Below are 19,285 nucleotides of genomic sequence, written 5' to 3'. Positions count from 1 at the left end.
AACGGAGGGTTATTTTTTGGCTAGTCAAGGTACACCAGCGTTTTTTGAACAACAGCTAAATTCTGCTCAAAATGCCGTTAACAGCGGTGATTTTAAACGTGCATTTAATCTTTTTTCAGAATTACAAATCTTGGCGCCGACGCGCGGTGACATCTACTTTTATTTTGGTTCAGCGTTGCTCACTGTAGAAGAGTTTGACGCAGCTATTCAGCAACTCTCTAAAGCCTGCCAGCTACTGCCTGCTCAGCATGAACCGCTTTTTAGATTAGCCGATGCTTTCGAAGCGGTTAATTCATTCAGTGATGTTGAAACCGTTATCAGTTTTGCACTCAAGCAATTTCCTAAGCATCCTGAGGTAATCTATCGAGCAGCTAACTTTTATAAGGAAATTGGACAATTGAACAAAGCGGACAATCTCGCCGCAGAATGCATTGTTTATTCCCATGACATGCTATTAAGTAGCTATGCGTGGTTGCTAAGGCTAAACCTTAGTCAACTGCAAGATATTGCGCCCGCGTATAACGCACTGTGCGAAATCAATAATAAAATACCTGATCTTGCGAATAACGCGCCAAATAAAAAGCCGCTGCAGATGATCACTAATTACGCACTCGCCCGTTTTTTTGAATTAGAAAAAAACACGAACGAGGCGTTTAAGCACTGGCAAATTGCTAACCAACTTCAATTGTCGATGTGTGATTATGAAGTGAAAGACTTAATTCCCCTGTTTGAGGCAATTAAAAAAAATTCAACGACATGGGCAGCAGACTCAAACAGAACAACGTCGTTTACTCCCATTTTTATCCTTGGATTACCGCGCACCGGATCAACTCTGCTTGAACAGACACTGTGTCGTCATTCGGATGTTTCAAGTTTGGGTGAGCAAGCAATTATTGCTAATCAAGTAGTCAAGCTGATAGCTCATCACACCCAGCAACCCTACCCTTTATTTATGCAGGAGTTAAACTCAGAGAAAGGGCGAGCGCTTTGTCAGAAGGCTGCCACGCTTTATGAAAAGGCAGTTAAAAAACGACAGCTAAATACGCCATTTGTGATTGATAAACTGCCGGCTAATTTTCAATCTATCGGCTTAATTAAAACAGTGTTCCCGCATGCGAAAATAATTCATTTATCTCGAAACTTTGCTGATACGGCTCTATCTATTTTTAAAAACCACTTTGCTGCAAACGAACCTTATCTATGTGATTTAGGCGAGTTATCTGCTTACCACAAGCTCTACAAAAATCTAATGCAACACTGGCGACAAATGGATGAAGATGAAATTTTTGAAATAACGTACGAGAATTTAGTCACTGCACCGGAGCTGTCGATTGAAAAGTTACTCACATTCTGCGGGTTGAACCATCAACAATTGGTTCGGTATAGCGAAAAAGACGAGCAGCCTGTTGCCAACATGGTAAAGACATTGAGTTCAGTTCAAGTGACTGAACCTATGCATCAGCGAGCAATAGGTCAGCACATCTCTTATGCTGCCTATTTACAGAAAAATGGCTTAGAGACTGACTAAGCCATCGTTTAGATACTATTTAAACAATAGAAGTAGCATTATCGTGGTAATTAGAATAATCGTTGTCCACGCTAAAAAAGAAAAATGTGTATAATTTTGTTCTTCTGCAAACAAGTCATACAAATCCTGAATTGTCTGCAGCTTCCGATTTAAAAATTCAATTCTTGCTTTTAAGGCGACGTGCATCGATAAATCAAGATACAACTGTTCCATCGCTGGAAAATTTACAACAAATTCTGGAGCGCCTAGCGAGCGATATTGCAGCAAAATGTCACTTTTGGTCTGAAAAAACTGTGCTCTTAATTTTGCTAACGCTTTTCGATTTATCGGACTTGTCCCCGTTTTTGCTAGTGTAGTGGTCAAATACTGATTGCTGCTGATTGTCTGCTCGGCGCGTGACTCGAAGTGCTGGAGTTTAACCGATTGGGCCAATGCGTGACTTAACGCTAACAAACTATCAACTTTCAAATTTGGCAGCACGAGCTTGTCTTGTATTATGGCTAATTGAGTTGCTTCTTTGTCTGCTTTAAGAAAGTGGTATTTATCGATTTGGACCGGATTCATTTCTTTTGCGATGGCTTTCAGCTTCACCAAGTATTGCTCTTGCTTCGCGGGATTGACGCCCCACGTGACAAGCACGCCGTAATCAAACACAAATAGATGTCCCTTAGGCATTTCAATATGCATTACATCGCGGTACCTCTGCATAATAAAAAGTTTTTCGAACTGAGCTTTTACTTCATCCAAATCAATTTGCGCTGCGAATGCGATAACTTCGGCACTATCATTGAAGAAACTCATTTTTGCCTCTTATTTAACGTTGATTTTCAAAGTCGATGTTTTATATCGATTTATTTGCCCGGCTTTATCACCAAGCAGGTTCTTAACTTGCTCTTACCAAAAACCGAAAGTGACGCAAAATCCTCCTTTAAAATCGGGAGATGTTGATAATCCAAATCGATATCTTCGCTCTCCCCTGCATCGCTTTGATTGTTGCGGTCTAATCTTGTACCCGTTTCATTGTAAAAGCCTTCGCCGCCATCGGGATCATGCAGATACAAACATCTATCATCCGCATGTGTTATCGCCACCCAATGCGGCGTTTTCTTACCATCAAACTGATAAGTACTAATAAGGCAGATAATACCAAAGCCCTTTGCCAAGGCCTTTTCGATTTGCGCGAGCTGTATTTCATTCTTGTGAACGCGTATGCCAGCCTCTTTTGCTTGTTCAATAAAATCCTGTTCAACTATGCGCATGATCGACTTTTTATGCTCACTGCGAACGCCATCGACAAACAAGTTATTCACTTGAGTTGAATAAACTTCAACTTCAAACCCCCTTTCGTGCCCTGCCAACGCGAGTCCTAATGGATGGCAACCGCCGTGTCCAGAGGTCATAAAAATAGTGGTTGCATGGCGCCAAATATCAATTTCAGTCGCTTGATCGAAGCGAGTGTTTTTCTGTAAATACTTCATTGCCATCATCAAAGCACTTGGACCACAGGTAAATTCTGTGGTCTGTTTGTACCATGGATAGTACTTCATGGTGTTAGCCATGTTCGTCTGTTGTATAGGCTTTTGAAAGCGCAACGCATCCGCGCCTGTTTCATAATACTGGCGGTAAATACCAAACTTACGATAACCTAATTTTTTATACATTTTGATTGCTGCCGGATTATCTTCGGCAACTTCCAATCGCATAAATAATCTTTGCTCATTCAATGCCAGCTCTTCAAGCTTCATTAGCAAAGCCGGCGCAATATTTTGACCTCTCGCTTTGGCGAGAACTGCAAGCGAATATAATCGCGCTGAGCGACTACCTTTACGCAAAATAACAAGACCGTAACCGACGATCTCATCTGCCTTTTCAGCAAGTACCAAAATACCGTGCTCGGCCTTTATCCAATAACTCATGCGCCTGCGCGATAGCCTATCGTTTTCAAAACAACTCAGCTCTATGCTTTCCAGCGCATCTAAGTCTTGCATTGTCGCTAAGCGCAAATTCACTGCGCCAACTTCCGTAGCGTCGCCTGCGTGTATATTAGCGCCCACGTGCTTCCAACCTGTTAGCAAACTCCTGCATAATGATCATGTACAGTTCTTTACCAAGATATAAATCTTCAACTTTTGATTCAATGCTTGGGTTGTCATTAACTTCAATCACATAAACTTTGCCATTGGCTTGCTTAATGTCGACGCCATACAGGCTTTTACCAATAATTGAGCAAGATTTAACTGCCGCATCTAATACCTGTTTTGGCACTTCAAATGTTGGCAAAGTCTCAAAACCGCCTGAGGTATTGGTTTTTGAATCATGATTATATATTTGCCAATGGCCACGAGCCATGTGATAACGACAAGCGTAAATAGGGCGACCATTTAACACACCAATTCGCCAATCAAACTCAGTAAAAATGTATTCCTGCACTAGCACTAGCGCCGATTCGCTCAACATTGTTTCAAGCTTGAGTTTAAGTTCCTCCATGTCCTTAACTTTAAATACACCCAAAGAAAAAGAGCTTTCAGGGAGCTTTAGCACCATCGGAAAGCCAAAGTCATCTGCTAACTTTTGACAGGTCTCTATCTTATTATCAGACACAAAATGACTGCGTGGCGATGGCACTTTGTGATAGCTAAAAGCATCATGTAAATAAACTTTGTTACAGCATTTTAGAATACTCGTAGCATCATCCATAACCACCAAACCTTCCTGCTCAGCTTTGCGAGCGATGTGATATGTCGGATGGTTTATGGCCGTTGTTTCGCGAATAAACAATGCATCGTAATGAGCAATATTGGCGGCTTGATTTGAGTTAATCACTTCAGCGTTAATGCCAACTAATTTAGCAGCTTTGATAAAGTGCTTAATTGCTTTAGCATCGCTAGGAGGCGTTGCTTCGTTTTCATTACACAAAATCGCCATGTCCCAGCGTGCTTGTTTTTGCTTGCTGCCGCGGCGCCAAGTTTTCACCATATACTCGCGAAGTGCATCAGCTAATTCAGCTTTATCACTCGTGTTGGCGGAGTGCCAGTCACCAAACCCTACTGTCATGACGGTTGCGTTTGCTTCTTTGCTAACTGATACTCGTAAAAATGGCGCAGGAAATCGTTCAAAGGCAAATTTTGCGATTGCGTTCATGGACGCAGCTTTAGTTATGCCGAAAAAGACATCACAATGACTACCATCCTGCACCTCATCGCTCAGCGATTTTGGTAAGGTAATCGTTTTCATTTGCAAGGATTGCTCTTGGCTTTCAATTATCAAATTATTGATAGTATTGACGCTCGGCAGCACTTTGTGCGTTCTAGCTTCAGCCAAAAGGGAACAATAATACCCTTTGCTCAAATATCGATCTGTAGCGCATAAGTTTATAACGCGCATTTTGCCTTCCCCACGCTTGGGGAATTCAGATAAATATCTATCAAAATCAATCACTTCACAATCGCGCAAGTCTAATTGACTGAATTCATTCGGCGAATCAACAACGATTAATGTCGTTATCATTTTTGGTTCCAAGTATGTGTAATGTTGCTGGGTTAATAACGCGCGAAATATAGTCTTAAACTGCACTATATCAAGCGATAAGTGATGTAGTTTGAGTAAAATAAATTGTCCTTCAAGAACATTTTTTTTTGCTCGCATTTGCACAATCACAACATACACTTACGGTGTTTGCTATACATATTTATTTGGAGATTATATGAAATATACAATTTTAGTCGCAAGCTTACTTTTTGCTATGTCGACTGCTGCAGAAGATCGTCCAGTCGCTGACGCGGATCTCGTTCAAGAGTATAAAACGTACTGCATGGAAATAGCTGAAGATGAAGGAACAGGGAAATTATCAATGGACGAATTCTTGCTAAGTTGCATCAACGACGAGCTAGAGTCTGAAGGTTATCAACCTATTACTTCGGTACCAAAATAACTATTCGCTGCACTTTAATTTTTAAAGTGCAGCGTTTTTTACCATCCCCTTTTTCAAATTTGGTTGATATCAACCTTTAGCGTAAACCTGATGTTATAAAATCAGTGACATCTTCCAGACCCACGTTTTTCTGACTCTTCAATTGATTTAAATATAAAGGTACTTTAACGTCTTGCTCTAAAGGATACGTATCAAACTGTAGCAGCGTTTGCCGAATTTTATCATCCAAAAACGCGTGGGAAGACTCCGGCAAGATAAGTCGACAGGATTCTGCAGTTGCCATAGTTAACGCTACATCTATTGACGAGGTTCGCAGTTTTGCCTTGCGTAATTCTGGGTACATCTTTGCTAATTTATCGTTGACTGAATTTGACCATTCAATATTAATATCATGAATATCCCGATTGTTTCCAAGCTCTGTCTGATTTGATTGATAAATACAAAGTGGCACTTCAAATAATAACATACTGTCAATATCATCAGACTTAACTTGCGATGTCGTTAACGCTAGGTCAATGCTGTGTTCGTGCAGTTGTCTTGTAATTTGTTCAACAGTGGCAATTTCGTGTTGAAAGCTAACGCTGCTGAAGTGAGACAGTAAATTAGGTAACAAATGAGAAAAACAAAGCACAAATGCGTTTTGAGTTGATGCACAACTGATGTGCTGGCACTCCTCTTCTGCTAGTAACTTTCGTGCTCTGGATAATGTGTCAGAAAGCTCTTGTGCAAATGGGATCAGCTTTTCGCCGGCAGGTGTAATTTGAATACTATTGCGGTTTCGAATGAACAAAGCGGTGTTAAAATATTCTTCTAACAACTTAATGCGAGCACTAACAGCCGACTGCGTTAGATATAAATTTTCAGCAGCGCGACCAAAATGCCTAGTTTCAGCTACTTCGAGAAAGGTAGTTAAGAATCTAATGTCCACAAAAAAACCAGTAATCAAATGATTACTGGTTTATATCGTGCTTTTGACAATAAGTGCAACGCTTAATGTTACATCTCAGCAAAAATGTTAGCTTAATGCATATTATCGCCATCGTCGACATGCTTATTGCGGGAGTCAGCTAAGAGCTTACTGGCGCGTTTTTTGCGCATCAATTCAGCTTTTGTTTGCTCAACTTTACTCTCGTCCCTCTGCTTTCCGACTATCCAATCTTGTTGATCGAAGTCGTCTGTCTCTTCTTTGCGAAATCTGTAATCTTTACTCATAACACTTAGCCGTTAATCAGGAAACTGCATCATCAGAAAATCCGACACACATGTAAAACAAATTATTTTCTTCTTAACGGCAAAAAATATCGATTACTCTACATATCCCTCATTCGCACTGACCGTTAGAGGATGGTAACCAGGTTTAGCCTCTTCAAACGCTTTTTTTGCAAACGCTTTACCATCTGGTGTTTTGGACAACTCACGGTACAAAGGCTTCACTAGCTTGTTTCTTCCAATGCTGGTTAAGAAGCTATATAAACGTTCATATGCTGGCTTATACTCATTCGTTACAGCGATCATCAACCAACTGTGCGCAATTTCATTATTTTTACTCTTTGTTAAAGAAAATGCAGCGTCAAGCTCGGCCAATTGCTTTTCGTCCAAGCGTTCCGGCATGTTGTTCAAAAAATACAACCACTGGTGCACGGTCCAATCTTTGGTTTCAATATCGTTGGCTCTGCTGTTCCCTGCTAGCCACTGTTCTCGGGAGTTATCCACTTTTACAAAAGCATCCGACTCTGGCACTGGTGCTCCTTCGGGGATACCGGGCTCAAAAATCCAAGCATTGATGCGTGATTTATCAAGTTTATCGGCATACTGTTGCAACAAGGTTTCATCTAGGTAAGCAATGAACTCATCGGTTGTAATGCTTTTGAATGAGAAACGCTCAAAATAACTCAACAGAAATTTATCAAAATTATCACGACCAATTTTTTGTTCAATCTCGCGTAAAAATAGTGCGCCTTTTTCATATGGAATGTTGGAAAATACATCATCTGGGTTTCTGCCGCGTAAATCGATAGCAAGGATTTGGTCAGCCGGTTCTAAGGACTCTATATCTGCCTGTAGGTCCTGATAACCAAGCACCGCCTCCATGTTATAGCGATCTTCACCGTAAATCATTTCCATAATGCGATAGGTTAAATAGGTGGTAAAGCCTTCATTCAGCCATAGATCACGCCATGTCGCGTTTGTGACCGTATTGCCTGACCAACTATGCGCCAATTCATGTGCAATTAAGGAAACTAAGCTTTTATCACCGGCAATTACAGTTGGTGTGATAAAGGATAATCTTGGATTTTCCATGCCCCCAAACGGAAACGAAGGAGGTAAAATTAATAAATCATAACGGTCCCAACTGTATGGACCATATTTATTCTCCGTTGCAATTAGCATGCTTTCTGTATCTTCAAATTCAGCAGCTGCAGAATCCAATATCGATGGCTCAGCATAAACACCCGTGCGCTCCCCCATAGACTTAAATTGTAGGTCGCCAATAGCAAGGGCAATCAGATATGAAGGAATAGGCTGCGGCATATTAAACTCATAAACACCATCTCGCTCAGTATCAGGGTCATTTGACGCGCTCATAACCGCTAGGAGCTCTTTAGGGGTTCTAATTGTTGCAGTATAAGTTACACGCACCTGCGGTGAGTCTTGCAGTGGAATGAAGCTTCTGGCATGAACAGCTTGCGCTTGAGTAAACAAAAACGGATGCTTTTTACCCGCTGTTTGCGCTGGTGTTAACCATTGTGCACCTGATGCCGCGGGTGACGTTTCATAATTAATGGTTACTGTCTCAGCGCCTTTCGGCAGTGTGATATGAAGCGCAGCCCCCAGGTTTTCGTCAGCCGCCTTCAAGTCAAAGGGAACATCTTCACCACTACTGGTAACACTAAGGATCGCTAAATCACGTGTATCAAGTATTAATTCATCCGCATTTTCTTTTTGACGTTTAACAGTGACTTGAACGCTCCCGGTCAGTTTCTTCACAGTAAAATCGGCGCTTAAGTCAAGATTCAGGTGTGTCACTAACACTTCGTCTGGATTAGCATATGAATGATAGTCCTTGCTAACATCAATAGCGGCAGTGGGTGCGATTTGATTCTGCGTATCTTTGTTAAGCTTATTTTCGGTAACATCCGAAGGTGCATTTTCTGCAGGGGAACAAGCTGCCAAAGCGATAACCAGAGCTAAGGTACTTAATCTAAAAATATTATTCATTTAGTTTTTCCATCGTTAAATTTTTGATTTGTTATTAATTATATAATATTTCAAAATCTAATATTAATGCGCCATCCAGTATAGAGCATTACAACAACCCTTGTAACCAGCGTTACAAAGGAAATCATTCGTTAACAACAAACACAGATACCATTGCTGGTACGCTTTCTACTATTCAAGCTATTTCTGATCAAACGAATTTACTTGCCTTAAACGCAGCGATTGAAGCGGCCCGTGCTGGCGAGCAAGGGCGCCTTAAAACAAAGACACCGAGTGTGCATTGCTGTTATCATCTTTAGATTGTCAATTTGCGTCTTATAGCGATATATAAATTCAAACATGAAATCTATTGCGGCCATCGCTCTCACATTCGGTGTGATGTTTATATCGATGTTGTGCAAGCCTTTACAGGCGCTTAATCTAGTTGATGCGAATGCAAGCGCATCGTCTACGCTCTACTCTAGCGAAAATCCGCGACAAGTAAGGGTTGCGGTGGCATCAAACTTCATTAAACCGATGCAGCAGCTAAAAGCACAATTTGAACAGCAAACATCCATCAAGGTACTCGTTTCCTATAGCGCGTCCGGAAAGCTTTTTGCGCAAATTATTAACGGTGCGCCCTACGATGTGTTTCTTTCTGCTGATCAAAGCAAGCCTCAGGAACTTATTAAAAAAGAAAAAGCCAGCGCAAACCAACGATTTACTTATGCCAGAGGAAAGCTGGTGCTGTGGTCTTCCACGCCATTGCTAGTGAATAATTCGCCTGAGATTTTAGAAACTAACGCGTTCAGAAAAGTAGCGCTGGCGAATCCTAAATTTGCACCTTATGGTCAGGCAGCGGTTGATGTTTTAACTAATTTGTCGTTGCTTGAGCAGACACAGCCGAAATGGGTGATGGGAGAAAGTATATCTCAAACTTACCAATTTGTTGCAACAGGCAATGCTGATATCGGTTTTATTTCCCATTCGCAAAAACCCGATCATGGATCATACTGGTTAATTCCCGAAGAGTTATACAAGCCGATACAACAAGACGCTGTTTTACTTAGCAGTGCTGAGAATAATTCAGCTGCAGTTGCTTTTTATGAATTTTTGAAAAGCAATGAAGCGAAAAACATCATACAATCACACCATTACACTGTTGATTAGAAAGACAGTTCGCTAAATAAACAGTTTATTACATTTTGCTCGGAGCAATTAGCGCTGTTTTGCTAACAAGGAATTTGCATGGCCCTTACAGAATCTGATATCAATGCAATTTGGCTCACTATTAGGCTAGCGTTTACCGTTACTCTGATCTTGCTAATTGTGGGCACACCCATTGCCGTTTGGTTAGCAAAAACCAAGTCTTGGCTGCGCGGACCAATCAACGCTATCGTTGCCCTACCGCTTGTGTTACCCCCTACCGTCTTAGGATTCTATTTACTCATCGCTATGGGCCCTAATGGTCCCATTGGTCAACTTACTCAAGAACTTGGCTTAGGACTCCTGCCCTTCACTTTTTGGGGTCTCGTGATTGCTTCACTATTTTACTCTTTACCCTTTGTTGTCCAACCGATTCAAAACGCAGTCGAAGCGATTGGAAAAAAACCTTTGGAAGCGGCCGCTACGCTCCACTCAAAACCCCTAGATACGTTTTTTCATGTAATTTTACCGCTCGCCAAGCCTGGGTTTATTAGCGCTGCTATATTAGGTTTTGCTCACACTGTTGGTGAATTTGGGATCGTTCTGATGATTGGTGGCAACATACCAACAGAAACTCAAGTTGTTTCAATCCAAATATACGATCAAGTCGAGGCTTTAGAATACGCTGGCGCTCACCGCCTTTCGGCTATTATGCTTGGCTTTTCCTTCATCGCACTATTGCTGCTATACAGTTTCCAGAAGCGCGGTATTGCTGCCAAATTTAGAATTGGACGTTGATTATGAGCTCGGTTAAAAGCGCGTCATCCAACATTATTGCTAATTTGAAAGCGAGTCTGCACAGCGACTCTCAAGTATTCGAACTTGAGGTAAATAGCGAATTCCCTAGTACAGGTATTACCGCAATTTTAGGCGAGTCAGGCAGTGGTAAAACAACCTTGCTTCGATGCATCGCAGGGCTAGAAAAAAATGCAAAAGGTTTATTGTCCATTGGCGACACCATTTGGTTAGATAGCGGACGTTGTGTACCTACTTATAAACGTGAGCTTGGATTCGTATTTCAAGATGCGCGTTTGTTTGATCACTTAAATGTAAAAGGTAATCTGCAATTTGCGGTTAAACGCAGTCATGAGAAAGTAAAAAACTCATTTTTAGAAGAAGTTATTAGTGCATTAGATATCGGACATCTGCTGCTGCACAAACCAGAGCAATTGTCTGGCGGTGAAAAACAGCGGGTAGCGATTGCACGCGCTTTGTTAGTTAAACCCAAAATGCTCATTATGGATGAACCTCTTGCTTCCTTGGACAATGCTCGCAAACAGGACGTTCTGCCTTACTTAGCGGCACTGCAAAATATGTTTAACTTACCCATGCTTTACGTAAGCCATTCAACTGAAGAAGTTTGTAAGTTGGCAGACCATGTCATTGTGCTCCACCAAGGTAAAGTGGTCATTCAAGGTAGCATCAACGACGTTTTTTCGAGCGCCCAATTACCTCATATTTATAGACAAGAAACGAGCACAATTATACAAGCGAAGGTAATTGAAAAAAATGAGCGCTGGAATCTCGTAAAAGCAGAGTTTAATGGCAACGTCCTTTGGCTTCAGGATCAGAATCAAGCCGTGGGCAAAGCGCTTAGGCTTCGTATTCTCTCTAGTGATGTGAGTTTATCGTTAAAAGATGAAAAAGAAAGCACCATTCTGAACCGCTTAGAGGGCAGAATTGCGGGTATCGAAATGGATAAAAATGGCGCAAGCGCACTCGTTACGGTTGAGTTAATGCGTACCGAAGTTGTAGCGCAAGTCACCCGAAAATCAATCGATGATTTGTTTCTGATGGTAGGAATGAAAATATGGGCGCAAATAAAGTCTGTTGCGATTATGAGTTGATACTGCAATCTAATTAAACATTTAAAGCAAAGCACACTATTTAGTTAGCTGTTGACTATCGTTAATCTGCCTAAACTTTGTTGCACTTATTTTTAAAGAAGCTGTTGCTAAACTTACCTCAAAGAAAAAGGCAATAAGCCCGCCGGTTAAAAATAGAATACTGATCATAAACGTCACTAACACTGCGGTGTCCAGACTTGTGCTGATCAAACCGTTGACCATCAATAAAATAACGTCAAAACAAATAACGAGAGCTGAAGCAATCAGAAAGTTTATAGACCAATTTGCCAAGCGCATACGTTTATTCAACGTTCGAATTTCATGCTTGGCTCGACGGTCTATTCGTGCCGGCTGTTCGCGTGCTAAATCTTCAAACCAGCGTGCTCGGTCAATCACTCTTGCTACTCTGCCAGTCGCCACATTTACGAGTGTTCCGATACCCACAATAAGAAATATAGGTGCTAAGGCTAGTTGAATAATTTCGACGGCATTGGGCGTTATGATTGATTCCACGGGCAACTCTTTTCAGTTATTTTTAGTAGTGTTGATAGACGCTGTTTGTAAAGAAACGGTCACTTATTCTGCTTTTGAATCCAATATTCATTAATATGTGCAAAAAGCACCTTTTTACTAATGGGCTTTGCAATATAGTCATCCATTCCTGCTGCTAAACACTTTTCTCGGTCTCCCAGCATAGCATCGGCGGTTGCGGCAATAACATGCAATGCCTTATTTTCTTCTCCCGCTTGTCCGTCACGAATTAAATGTACACACTCAAAACCGTCCATGATCGGCATGTTACAATCTAACAATAACAAATCAACTTTTAACTCTGACTTGTTTGTTTTATTTAAGAAATCAATTACCTCTTGCCCATTTTTAGTAGTAAACACAGTAAATGGAGTGTCTTCGAGCATTCCGCGCAGTATCGCTAGGTTAATCTCGTTATCATCAGCAATTAAAATCAAACCCTTTTCTATGCCCGAAAAATCGATAGACGCTAGATCAATCTTAGACTCCAAATTTGCAAACAGAGTCTGCAATGCTTTATTTTGCGGAAAATGAGGAGCCAGTAATTCACAGAATTTAGTCATGAAAAATGGTTTTGTTAACGCTGATTTGTTCTGCGAAGAGCTTTGCAAAGCTCGATTTTCGGAAGAGCAGTAGTCGAGCCAAACAGCTGCGCCATTAAACTTTGCTAAGAGTTTTTCCTGAATAATCGATAAGTCAGGGAGACTTTCATCAGCAAGTATAATATCAACGCAATTTGATTCGACTTCATTGAAGCAGTTTCCACCAATCGATTCGATATTTCCTCTCACGATGCTATATTCTTGCTGGTCATCGAGCAATAATAAAATATTCAGGCCGCCTAATAAAAGAGGGTCTTTATGAGCGGTCTTGCTAGTTAATAAATCCCCAGCATCAGAACTTATCTCAAACGAGAAACAGGTACCTTTACTCTGCTCCGATGTGAACCAAATTTTTCCATCCATTAATTTGCACAGCTGTTTGGTTATTGATAATCCCAAACCCGTTCCGCCATAAGTTTGCGCTGTATTGACACCACCTTGGTCAAATGCAACAAATATTTGTTCGTGCTTAACTTTGGCAATACCTACCCCAGTATCTATTACGCTGCACCCGAAACTTATCCTCTTACCGACAATTTGACTGCGTGCAACAACAACAATTGAACCCTTTGCGGTAAATTTGACTGCATTGCTTAACAAGTTGTTTAACACTTGCTTCACTCTGTGGCCATCGCCATAATAATTGAGAATATCGAGACCCGCAGTATCAAGATGCAGTTTCACCCCCTTAGCTGCCGTCAAAGGTTGAAATAATGCGACGGTGTCTTCAAGTGTTGCAAGCAAGTCAATATTTTCATGTCGAAACTCAAGCTTACCGGCCTCAATTTTTGATAAGTCCAAAATATCATTAATGAGATTTGATAAGTTGGTAATACTGATATCGGTTAAATTCATATAACCAAGCTGATTATCATTCAGCCCCTCCGCACGAATAAGCTCTAATGTTCCTAAAATGCCATTGAGTGGAGTTCGCATTTCATGGCTAACGTTGGAGATAAAAGAGGATTTAGTATGGCTCGTTGCCTCCGCTTGCTTTTTCGCTTTGTTTAGCTCTTTTGTTCTCTGCCTAACTTGCTCTTCTAGCGAGCGGTTGGTGGTTTCAATTTTTTGCTTAGCTTCGAATCGCGCAGTCACGTCACTAAAAATCACGGCGACACCTTCAACATCGCCATCGCTGAGTGAAACTGGTGACGCGTTCAGCGTTAACTGTTTTTCACCACTAGGACTGCTATAAACCACGTCAGTTGAAACCGCTTTTTTGGATGACACCACATCATTAATTAAGCTTTTCATTGAAAAGTTCTGAAAGAACACGAAATCATCAAAGTACTTGTTCTCGAAATCACCGCGTGTTTTGCTGAATAACGATAAAGCAGCGTTGTTCACAGTAGTAACTTTATTCGCAACAGAGATACTGATAATCGCATCATTTGTGCCTTCAATAATGGCTTTGTACTCTGATTGAGCTCGCGTTAGTTGCGCCTTTCTTTTCATATAAAGATTAAAAAATACAAGCAAACCAACTAAGAAGATAACAACCACACTAATGAAAATCGTCTGAATTATTCGTCTCTCTTTGATTAATTCATTGCGTTCCTGAGTGTCCATGCTGAGCAATAAATTAAAGATGAGGGGCTTAGCTTCACTTGCAATAACTAACTTTTTTTCAGCGTAAATATAGGATTTTTCTTCTGTATTTTGCTCAGTGATAATACCAAAGCGTGAGTCAGCGTCTTTGCTTAATCGATAAAACATGGATAAGTTTGTTTCACCGTCAAATTCCTGCCTAAATGCAACATCAGCGTCTGGGTGAATTAAAAATTCTTGCTTATCATTCAACAGATATGTCTGAAAACGCCCATCGATTGATTTCGTCAAATCCCTTAATAAATGATGCGCGTTGATATTTACAATCAATATCGTTTTGGGGGGCGCTTCGTTTACCCGCACAGGCATGGCTAAACGAAGGGTCGGAATAATAGGCGTTTCAATTTGACCAAATTCGCGATTTAGCGTTATACCGGAAATGTAATATTCGTTTTCTAATAGAGTTTTAGATATTTCAAAATAATCTCTACCGCTTTTATCTTGAAGTTGATTTTGAATAACGACGATCTGCCCACTTACAGTCCGATCAACTTTTACTAGCTCAAGCCCCGTTTGAACGTCAATAAGTCGAACCTGATCAATTTCTCGAGATTGCTTCATTAAAGCAATAAACATTTGCTGAGCTTTTTGCTCATTCACCTCAGTCGCGGCTTGCTCATTTGGTAAAGCGCCGCTTATGTATTGTTGTTCAAACGATAGAACAGGCGGAGAATCGTGGAGGATGAAAAGATCTTTTCGATAGTTCTCTAATGCTGAATTGAGCCTCTGTTCACCGTTATTAAGAGCTTGCGTCATATCCAACCAAACGCCGTCATTTACGTCTTGTTTGGTCATTCTGTTAAAAAATATCATTGATAAAACGATTAGAATAAAAAGTGTCGCCAATGAGGTTGGCAAAAAGAATTTGTAAAGGCGATCATTGGGTAAGTAGCTGGGGATAGCGTTCTCTATTAACTAATTAGCGATCTTGGCTATAAGTTATATCCTGAAATTGGATGCTTGTAAACAATCCAGTGCTAGGGAGTATCTGTAAAAAATTCAATAGCTATATGGATTAAACTGAATCAAATTAGTCTTTGGGCAAATTTGGGTTTAATTCTAGGAAACGCTCTGGAAATAGCGCTGCATAACGCGTTTCAAGTTCTTTTAACACTTTTTCAGCATTCGGATAGCTGCGTCGAATAGATAGTACGAGAGGGAGAACTTCTAGCGTATGGGAGCTTAACTTCACGTTTGGTTCTGGTTCAAAATAAAACATGGCCGGCTTGTGATACGACAATAGGTATGGTGCTCGCCCGAGAGAAAGCGCTTTTAAAGCTTGAGGATGACTTTCCGAATTAAAGCGTTCCGTTGTCACCAATGCCCCTTCCCCCCTAAATAAGCCGCCGTAGCTATAACCAGCGATGGTAATAAGAGGTTTCCCTTGTAGTTGACTCATCAAATTAATCGGCGGCGTATTTCCTTCTAACCAAAAAACGGATATCTCCAGAATATCAAAAACCTTTTCACCAAATATTAGTTTATGAGAATCCGGATGTTCAAAGGGCACAACCATCAGTAAGTCAATGTTGTCTGTCACAAGACTTCTGAACAAGCGACGATTCGGTCCAGGAATAGCTTCGAACTCAAAGTCTGACTCAGACACCACTTTTCGAATAATGTTACTGACTTCTCCACTCGCCATTCCATTTTCATCAGTATAAGTGTAGGGCGCGAACTCGGAATAACCAAAGTTTAAACTTGGAGAAGGCTCATTTTTAAATGACTGGCAGTCGCCACTAAAAACCAACATGCTGGTAAAAAGAGCAACGAAAATGTTAGAACATCGTTTCATACTTTCGCTTATTAAGAAGTGAAAACGTGAGTGATGTAGGATAAACGACTTACTTAATCTATTCAACAGCCGCTTTTTCTAAGTTAACACGGGCTAAATCCTGTCCTGCGGATTCATATGAGCTGTATCAAATAATAAGATTAGGCATAACCATGATGGTTTAGGTGATGTGAGCGGATGAGTTTGGAAACAAGACGTTTTATTTGGCACTTCGTAATTGGTCGGTGTGATAGGATTCGAACCTACGACCCCTTCACCCCCAGCGAAGTGCGCTACCAAGCTGCGCCACACACCGACCGAAGCGCGTATTATATTGATTGCCTTGTATAATTCCACCGTTATTTTGTTTTTATCTGAGTTTTATCCAAATAGCGTGCACATATTCCTTGTCAAACCCTACTTTCACCTGTAAAAGATGTTTTTTTAATCATAAGTTTATCCTATGCAAGTTGTAAATCTTCATCAACTTCAAACGCCAGTTCAACTCATAGAAGAACAAAATGAAAGGCTGTTTGAGCAAGTTGCTACTGATTTAACACAAAAAGGCTACAGCATTCAGCCCTTCGCACTGCCGCTTGATTTGTCCAACCATTTATTACACCACGTTACTACGATGTCATCCGACTCGTTTATAGAAGCCGGTATTGGCAGAATGCGTGAACATATGCGCAATGATTTTGTAAGGCGAGATGAAATATGTTGGATAACGGGTAAAAGTGACGCTGGCGCGCAATGGCTCGAGTGGACCAATCAATTGCAAAAATATCTAAATCGGCACTTATTTTTAGGATTATTCTCTTTTGAAAGTCACTTTGCGCATTATGCTGCTGGCTGCTTTTACAAACGTCATAAAGATGCTTTTAAAGGCGAAGCTAATCGCATTTTGTCGGTTGTTGCCTATCTGAATCCCGATTGGCAAATTGACGATGGCGGTGAATTAGTTCTTTATAAAGACGAGCTTGATACTGAGGGGCTGAAGGTTGTGCCGGCGCTTGGCACACTAGCAATTTTTTTGAGTGAAGAATTTCCTCACGAAGTACTGCCTGCACAACGCGACCGCTACTCGATTGCTGGTTGGTATCGAATCAATGCAAGCTCAGCGGATAGAGTTGACCCGCCGAGATAGGTTAATCTTGCACTTTACTTTCTGACAGTTTTATCATCAGAACTGATCCGGCTAGCTGTTGCACCGGCCTGATCTTTGTATTTAGCGTCAACTCTAGCATTGTAAGGTTTTTCAGCACTGCCGCTGAGAATTTCAAAACTAATGGCACCTATTTTCATTTTTGGCTTAAGCGCCAGCGGCAATTTTCCACTATTAAAAAATTCCAGAACAATTTGCCCTGACCAGCCGGGGTCAATTCTGTGCGCTGTCACATGCACCATTAAGCCTAATCTTGCTAACGAAGAACGACCATCTAACCACCCTACGATGTTGTCAGGTAAGGTAATTGATTCATGCGTAACGGCAATCGCCAACTCCCCAGGATGCAAATAAAACGAGTCGTTTTCACCTATCGTTATTTCGTCACTCATTACCGAATCAAGCGCTTTCTGAACGCTTTCTTTTGCGCCGCTCAAGTCGATGTAAGGAGCTGCATGATCTTGGAACACTCTAAACTTATTGCTTAAGCGAACATCCACCGTCACGCCGCTAATTTGATCATAATCAGGCGTAGGGTCAATTTTAATTTTCCCTTCTTGAATATACCGGTAAATATCCTTGTCACATAAACGCATGCTGTGTTTTCCCAAACTTTGTTATCTAACGCTGAAATCAGCTGTGCCGTATTATGATCACACTTGACGCAGGTTGCAACAAGCTATTAGCCGCAGTTTAACGCTTAGCTATTCTTTATTTACTACTTGTATATTAACGCCATTATTTGCCGAGCTGTTTTTTTGCTCTCTAGTCAGCTGATGCGACTGTAACGTTGTTCCTACTTTTATCGACACTTTGCGGGCGATGCTCAGATAAATGCTGGTGACGCTGCTTTCAGCAAGCGCATTTACTATTGGCTTCCCATTATCAGCATGCTCTCTAATATCGTTACTTAAAGGCAGTTCACCTAAAACGTCAATTCGATGTTGCTCGGCTAACGCAAGCGATCCGCCTTGTGAAAACGGATACGATTTTTCGCCACATTTACATTCAAAGTAACTCATATTCTCAACGATACCGAGCACCGGTATATTCAGCTTTTCAAACATCGCAATGCCTTTTTTAGCATCTGCTGTAGCAATGGTTTGCGGCGTTGTGACTATCACTGCTGCAGACAAAGGAACTTGCTGTGACAGCGTTAAATGAATATCACCCGTACCCGGTGGCAAATCAACAATCAAATAATCGAGCAGTGGCCACTTTGTCTCGTAAATCAGCTGCTTTAGTGCTTTTGTCGCCATAGGGCCGCGCCATATAGCGGCACTCTCGCTGTCAATTAGGTAGCCAATAGAATTAGCAGCAATGCCTTCAACCATCAACGGATACATGGTGCGATTGTCTTGACTATCAGGATGGGCTTTAGGGTTACCCAGCATAATTGGCACTGACGGCCCGTAAATATCAGCGTCCAAAATACCCACGCGAGCCCCTTCTTTTTGCAATGCGTATGCAAGGTTTACGCTGGTTGCCGACTTACCCACTCCGCCTTTCCCAGAAGAAACTGCGATCACATTCTTTACGTTAGGAATTGGCGGTAATTTGGCTTCAGTAATCGGGACATTAAACACAACGTCTATTTTACACTCGGCAAGCGCAGGTAAGCTCTGCCGCAATTTGTTTTTCAACGCTTCCAGTGTGCTTTTCACTGTAAACCCTAAACTGATCTCTATGTTTTGTTTTTTGCCGGCTTCATACTTTTCACGATCGGCTAATGCCACTATTGCATCGGCATTCGCTGGCAACCCATCAATGGCATAAAAACCGGCGATGGCTTGCTCAATTTCCTGAATTCTTTCCTGTTTGTTTCTCGAAAAAAACACGCATTGCTCCTTAAACGCAGTAAAACACCCCGAATCAAGCAATTACGTAATGCAAAT

General features: G+C 41.3%; 17 protein-coding genes, 1 tRNA gene and 1 pseudogene. 7 read left to right on the top strand and 12 right to left on the bottom strand.

Features of this window, described 5'->3' with window-relative positions:
- Positions 1–16: 16 nt before the first annotated feature.
- Entirely contained in the window at positions 17–1,528 is a 1,512-nt protein-coding gene (locus GNIT_RS07115) for a tetratricopeptide repeat-containing sulfotransferase family protein (protein WP_014108488.1), read from the top strand.
- 15 nt (positions 1,529–1,543) lie between these two features.
- On the opposite strand, the gene GNIT_RS07110 is transcribed toward GNIT_RS07115, so the two are convergent.
- The 3 genes from GNIT_RS07110 to GNIT_RS07100 are packed head-to-tail and all read right to left on the bottom strand — an operon-like array spanning position 1,544 to position 5,035.
- On the bottom strand, positions 1,544–2,329 hold the full coding sequence (locus GNIT_RS07110) for an RMD1 family protein (RefSeq protein ID WP_014108487.1): 786 nt from the start codon (positions 2,327–2,329) through the stop codon (positions 1,544–1,546).
- A 50-nt stretch (positions 2,330–2,379) separates the two neighbouring features.
- The gene (locus tag GNIT_RS07105; protein ID WP_014108486.1) at positions 2,380–3,582 is read right to left on the bottom strand and encodes a GNAT family N-acetyltransferase/peptidase C39 family protein; all 1,203 of its coding nucleotides are present in this window, start codon (positions 3,580–3,582) and stop codon (positions 2,380–2,382) included.
- Entirely contained in the window at positions 3,572–5,035 is a 1,464-nt protein-coding gene (locus tag GNIT_RS07100) for a RimK family protein (RefSeq protein ID WP_041246720.1), read from the bottom strand. The genes GNIT_RS07105 and GNIT_RS07100 overlap by 11 nt, the downstream gene beginning before the upstream one ends.
- Before the next feature lie 196 nt (positions 5,036–5,231).
- Between GNIT_RS07100 and GNIT_RS07095 the strand changes: the two genes are divergently transcribed.
- Complete coding sequence (locus GNIT_RS07095; RefSeq protein WP_014108484.1) at positions 5,232–5,459, top strand: hypothetical protein; 228 nt, start codon at positions 5,232–5,234, stop codon at positions 5,457–5,459.
- A gap of 76 nt (positions 5,460–5,535) precedes the next feature.
- Here the strand turns inward: GNIT_RS07095 and GNIT_RS07090 are convergent, their stop codons facing one another.
- From GNIT_RS07090 to GNIT_RS07080, 3 genes are all read right to left on the bottom strand, one after another.
- The gene (locus GNIT_RS07090; protein ID WP_041246719.1) at positions 5,536–6,387 is read right to left on the bottom strand and encodes a LysR family transcriptional regulator; all 852 of its coding nucleotides are present in this window, start codon (positions 6,385–6,387) and stop codon (positions 5,536–5,538) included.
- A 92-nt stretch (positions 6,388–6,479) separates the two neighbouring features.
- Positions 6,480–6,671 carry a hypothetical protein gene (locus tag GNIT_RS07085; RefSeq protein WP_014108482.1) on the bottom strand — a complete coding sequence of 64 codons (192 nt, stop codon included), beginning with the start codon at positions 6,669–6,671 and terminating at the stop codon, positions 6,480–6,482.
- A 93-nt stretch (positions 6,672–6,764) separates the two neighbouring features.
- Positions 6,765–8,678: a M1 family metallopeptidase gene (locus tag GNIT_RS07080; RefSeq protein WP_014108481.1), complete on the bottom strand. Its 1,914-nt coding sequence runs from the start codon at positions 8,676–8,678 to the stop codon at positions 6,765–6,767.
- Positions 8,679–8,836: 158 nt separating this feature from the next.
- Between GNIT_RS07080 and GNIT_RS18085 the strand changes: the two are divergent.
- From GNIT_RS18085 to modC, 4 genes and pseudogenes are all read left to right on the top strand, one after another.
- A pseudogene (locus tag GNIT_RS18085) lies at positions 8,837–8,932 on the top strand (methyl-accepting chemotaxis protein); the annotation flags it as partial.
- A gap of 85 nt (positions 8,933–9,017) precedes the next feature.
- Entirely contained in the window at positions 9,018–9,827 is an 810-nt protein-coding gene (gene modA / locus GNIT_RS07075; protein ID WP_014108480.1) for a molybdate ABC transporter substrate-binding protein, read from the top strand.
- Between the two features lie 78 nt (positions 9,828–9,905).
- On the top strand, positions 9,906–10,601 hold the full coding sequence (modB, locus tag GNIT_RS07070; RefSeq protein ID WP_014108479.1) for a molybdate ABC transporter permease subunit: 696 nt from the start codon (positions 9,906–9,908) through the stop codon (positions 10,599–10,601).
- A gap of 2 nt (positions 10,602–10,603) precedes the next feature.
- The gene (gene modC / locus GNIT_RS07065) at positions 10,604–11,710 is read left to right on the top strand and encodes a molybdenum ABC transporter ATP-binding protein (protein WP_014108478.1); all 1,107 of its coding nucleotides are present in this window, start codon (positions 10,604–10,606) and stop codon (positions 11,708–11,710) included.
- Positions 11,711–11,746: 36 nt separating this feature from the next.
- Here the strand turns inward: modC and GNIT_RS07060 are convergent, their stop codons facing one another.
- The 4 genes from GNIT_RS07060 to GNIT_RS07045 all read right to left on the bottom strand — a co-directional run bounded on the left by GNIT_RS07060 (position 11,747) and on the right by GNIT_RS07045 (position 16,541).
- Positions 11,747–12,223 (bottom strand): DUF2721 domain-containing protein, encoded by a 477-nt coding sequence (locus GNIT_RS07060; protein WP_014108477.1) that lies wholly within the window; start codon positions 12,221–12,223, stop codon positions 11,747–11,749.
- 59 nt (positions 12,224–12,282) lie between these two features.
- A complete protein-coding gene (locus GNIT_RS07055; RefSeq protein ID WP_014108476.1) occupies positions 12,283–15,246 on the bottom strand; it encodes an ATP-binding protein in 2,964 nt (987 codons plus the stop codon).
- A 235-nt stretch (positions 15,247–15,481) separates the two neighbouring features.
- Entirely contained in the window at positions 15,482–16,246 is a 765-nt protein-coding gene (locus GNIT_RS07050) for a substrate-binding periplasmic protein (protein WP_041246338.1), read from the bottom strand.
- 218 nt (positions 16,247–16,464) lie between these two features.
- A tRNA-Pro gene (locus GNIT_RS07045) sits at positions 16,465–16,541 on the bottom strand.
- 147 nt (positions 16,542–16,688) lie between these two features.
- On the opposite strand from GNIT_RS07045, the gene GNIT_RS07040 reads away from it, so the two are divergent.
- Positions 16,689–17,372: a 2OG-Fe(II) oxygenase gene (locus tag GNIT_RS07040; protein WP_014108474.1), complete on the top strand. Its 684-nt coding sequence runs from the start codon at positions 16,689–16,691 to the stop codon at positions 17,370–17,372.
- Positions 17,373–17,386: 14 nt separating this feature from the next.
- On the opposite strand, the gene dcd is transcribed toward GNIT_RS07040, so the two are convergent.
- Positions 17,387–17,986: a dCTP deaminase gene (gene dcd, locus GNIT_RS07035; protein WP_014108473.1), complete on the bottom strand. Its 600-nt coding sequence runs from the start codon at positions 17,984–17,986 to the stop codon at positions 17,387–17,389.
- A 108-nt stretch (positions 17,987–18,094) separates the two neighbouring features.
- On the bottom strand, positions 18,095–19,228 hold the full coding sequence (gene apbC / locus GNIT_RS07030) for an iron-sulfur cluster carrier protein ApbC (RefSeq protein ID WP_014108472.1): 1,134 nt from the start codon (positions 19,226–19,228) through the stop codon (positions 18,095–18,097).
- Positions 19,229–19,285 lie beyond the last annotated feature (57 nt).

Origin of the sequence: Glaciecola nitratireducens FR1064, assembly GCF_000226565.1 — a bacterium.
Classification (GTDB): domain Bacteria; phylum Pseudomonadota; class Gammaproteobacteria; order Enterobacterales; family Alteromonadaceae; genus Glaciecola; species Glaciecola nitratireducens.
Note: the sequence above shows the minus strand (reverse complement) of the source record. Positions and strands in the feature narration are given on the sequence as shown.

Bases quoted from the DNA above. Each gene is read 5' to 3' on its own strand.
- GNIT_RS07110 (WP_014108487.1), bottom strand. From the start codon at position 2,329: ATGAGTTTCTTCAATGATAGTGCCGAAGTTATCGCATTCGCAGCGCAA.
- GNIT_RS07100 (WP_041246720.1), bottom strand. From the start codon at position 5,035: ATGATAACGACATTAATCGTTGTTGATTCGCCGAATGAATTCAGTCAA.
- GNIT_RS07095 (WP_014108484.1), top strand. From the start codon at position 5,232: ATGAAATATACAATTTTAGTCGCAAGCTTACTTTTTGCTATGTCGACT.
- GNIT_RS07085 (WP_014108482.1), bottom strand. From the start codon at position 6,671: ATGAGTAAAGATTACAGATTTCGCAAAGAAGAGACAGACGACTTCGAT.
- GNIT_RS07080 (WP_014108481.1), bottom strand. From the start codon at position 8,678: ATGAATAATATTTTTAGATTAAGTACCTTAGCTCTGGTTATCGCTTTG.
- modA (WP_014108480.1), top strand. From the start codon at position 9,018: ATGAAATCTATTGCGGCCATCGCTCTCACATTCGGTGTGATGTTTATA.
- modB (WP_014108479.1), top strand. From the start codon at position 9,906: ATGGCCCTTACAGAATCTGATATCAATGCAATTTGGCTCACTATTAGG.
- modC (WP_014108478.1), top strand. From the start codon at position 10,604: ATGAGCTCGGTTAAAAGCGCGTCATCCAACATTATTGCTAATTTGAAA.
- GNIT_RS07055 (WP_014108476.1), bottom strand. From the start codon at position 15,246: ATGACCAAACAAGACGTAAATGACGGCGTTTGGTTGGATATGACGCAA.
- GNIT_RS07050 (WP_041246338.1), bottom strand. From the start codon at position 16,246: ATGAAACGATGTTCTAACATTTTCGTTGCTCTTTTTACCAGCATGTTG.
- GNIT_RS07040 (WP_014108474.1), top strand. From the start codon at position 16,689: ATGCAAGTTGTAAATCTTCATCAACTTCAAACGCCAGTTCAACTCATA.
- dcd (WP_014108473.1), bottom strand. From the start codon at position 17,986: ATGCGTTTATGTGACAAGGATATTTACCGGTATATTCAAGAAGGGAAA.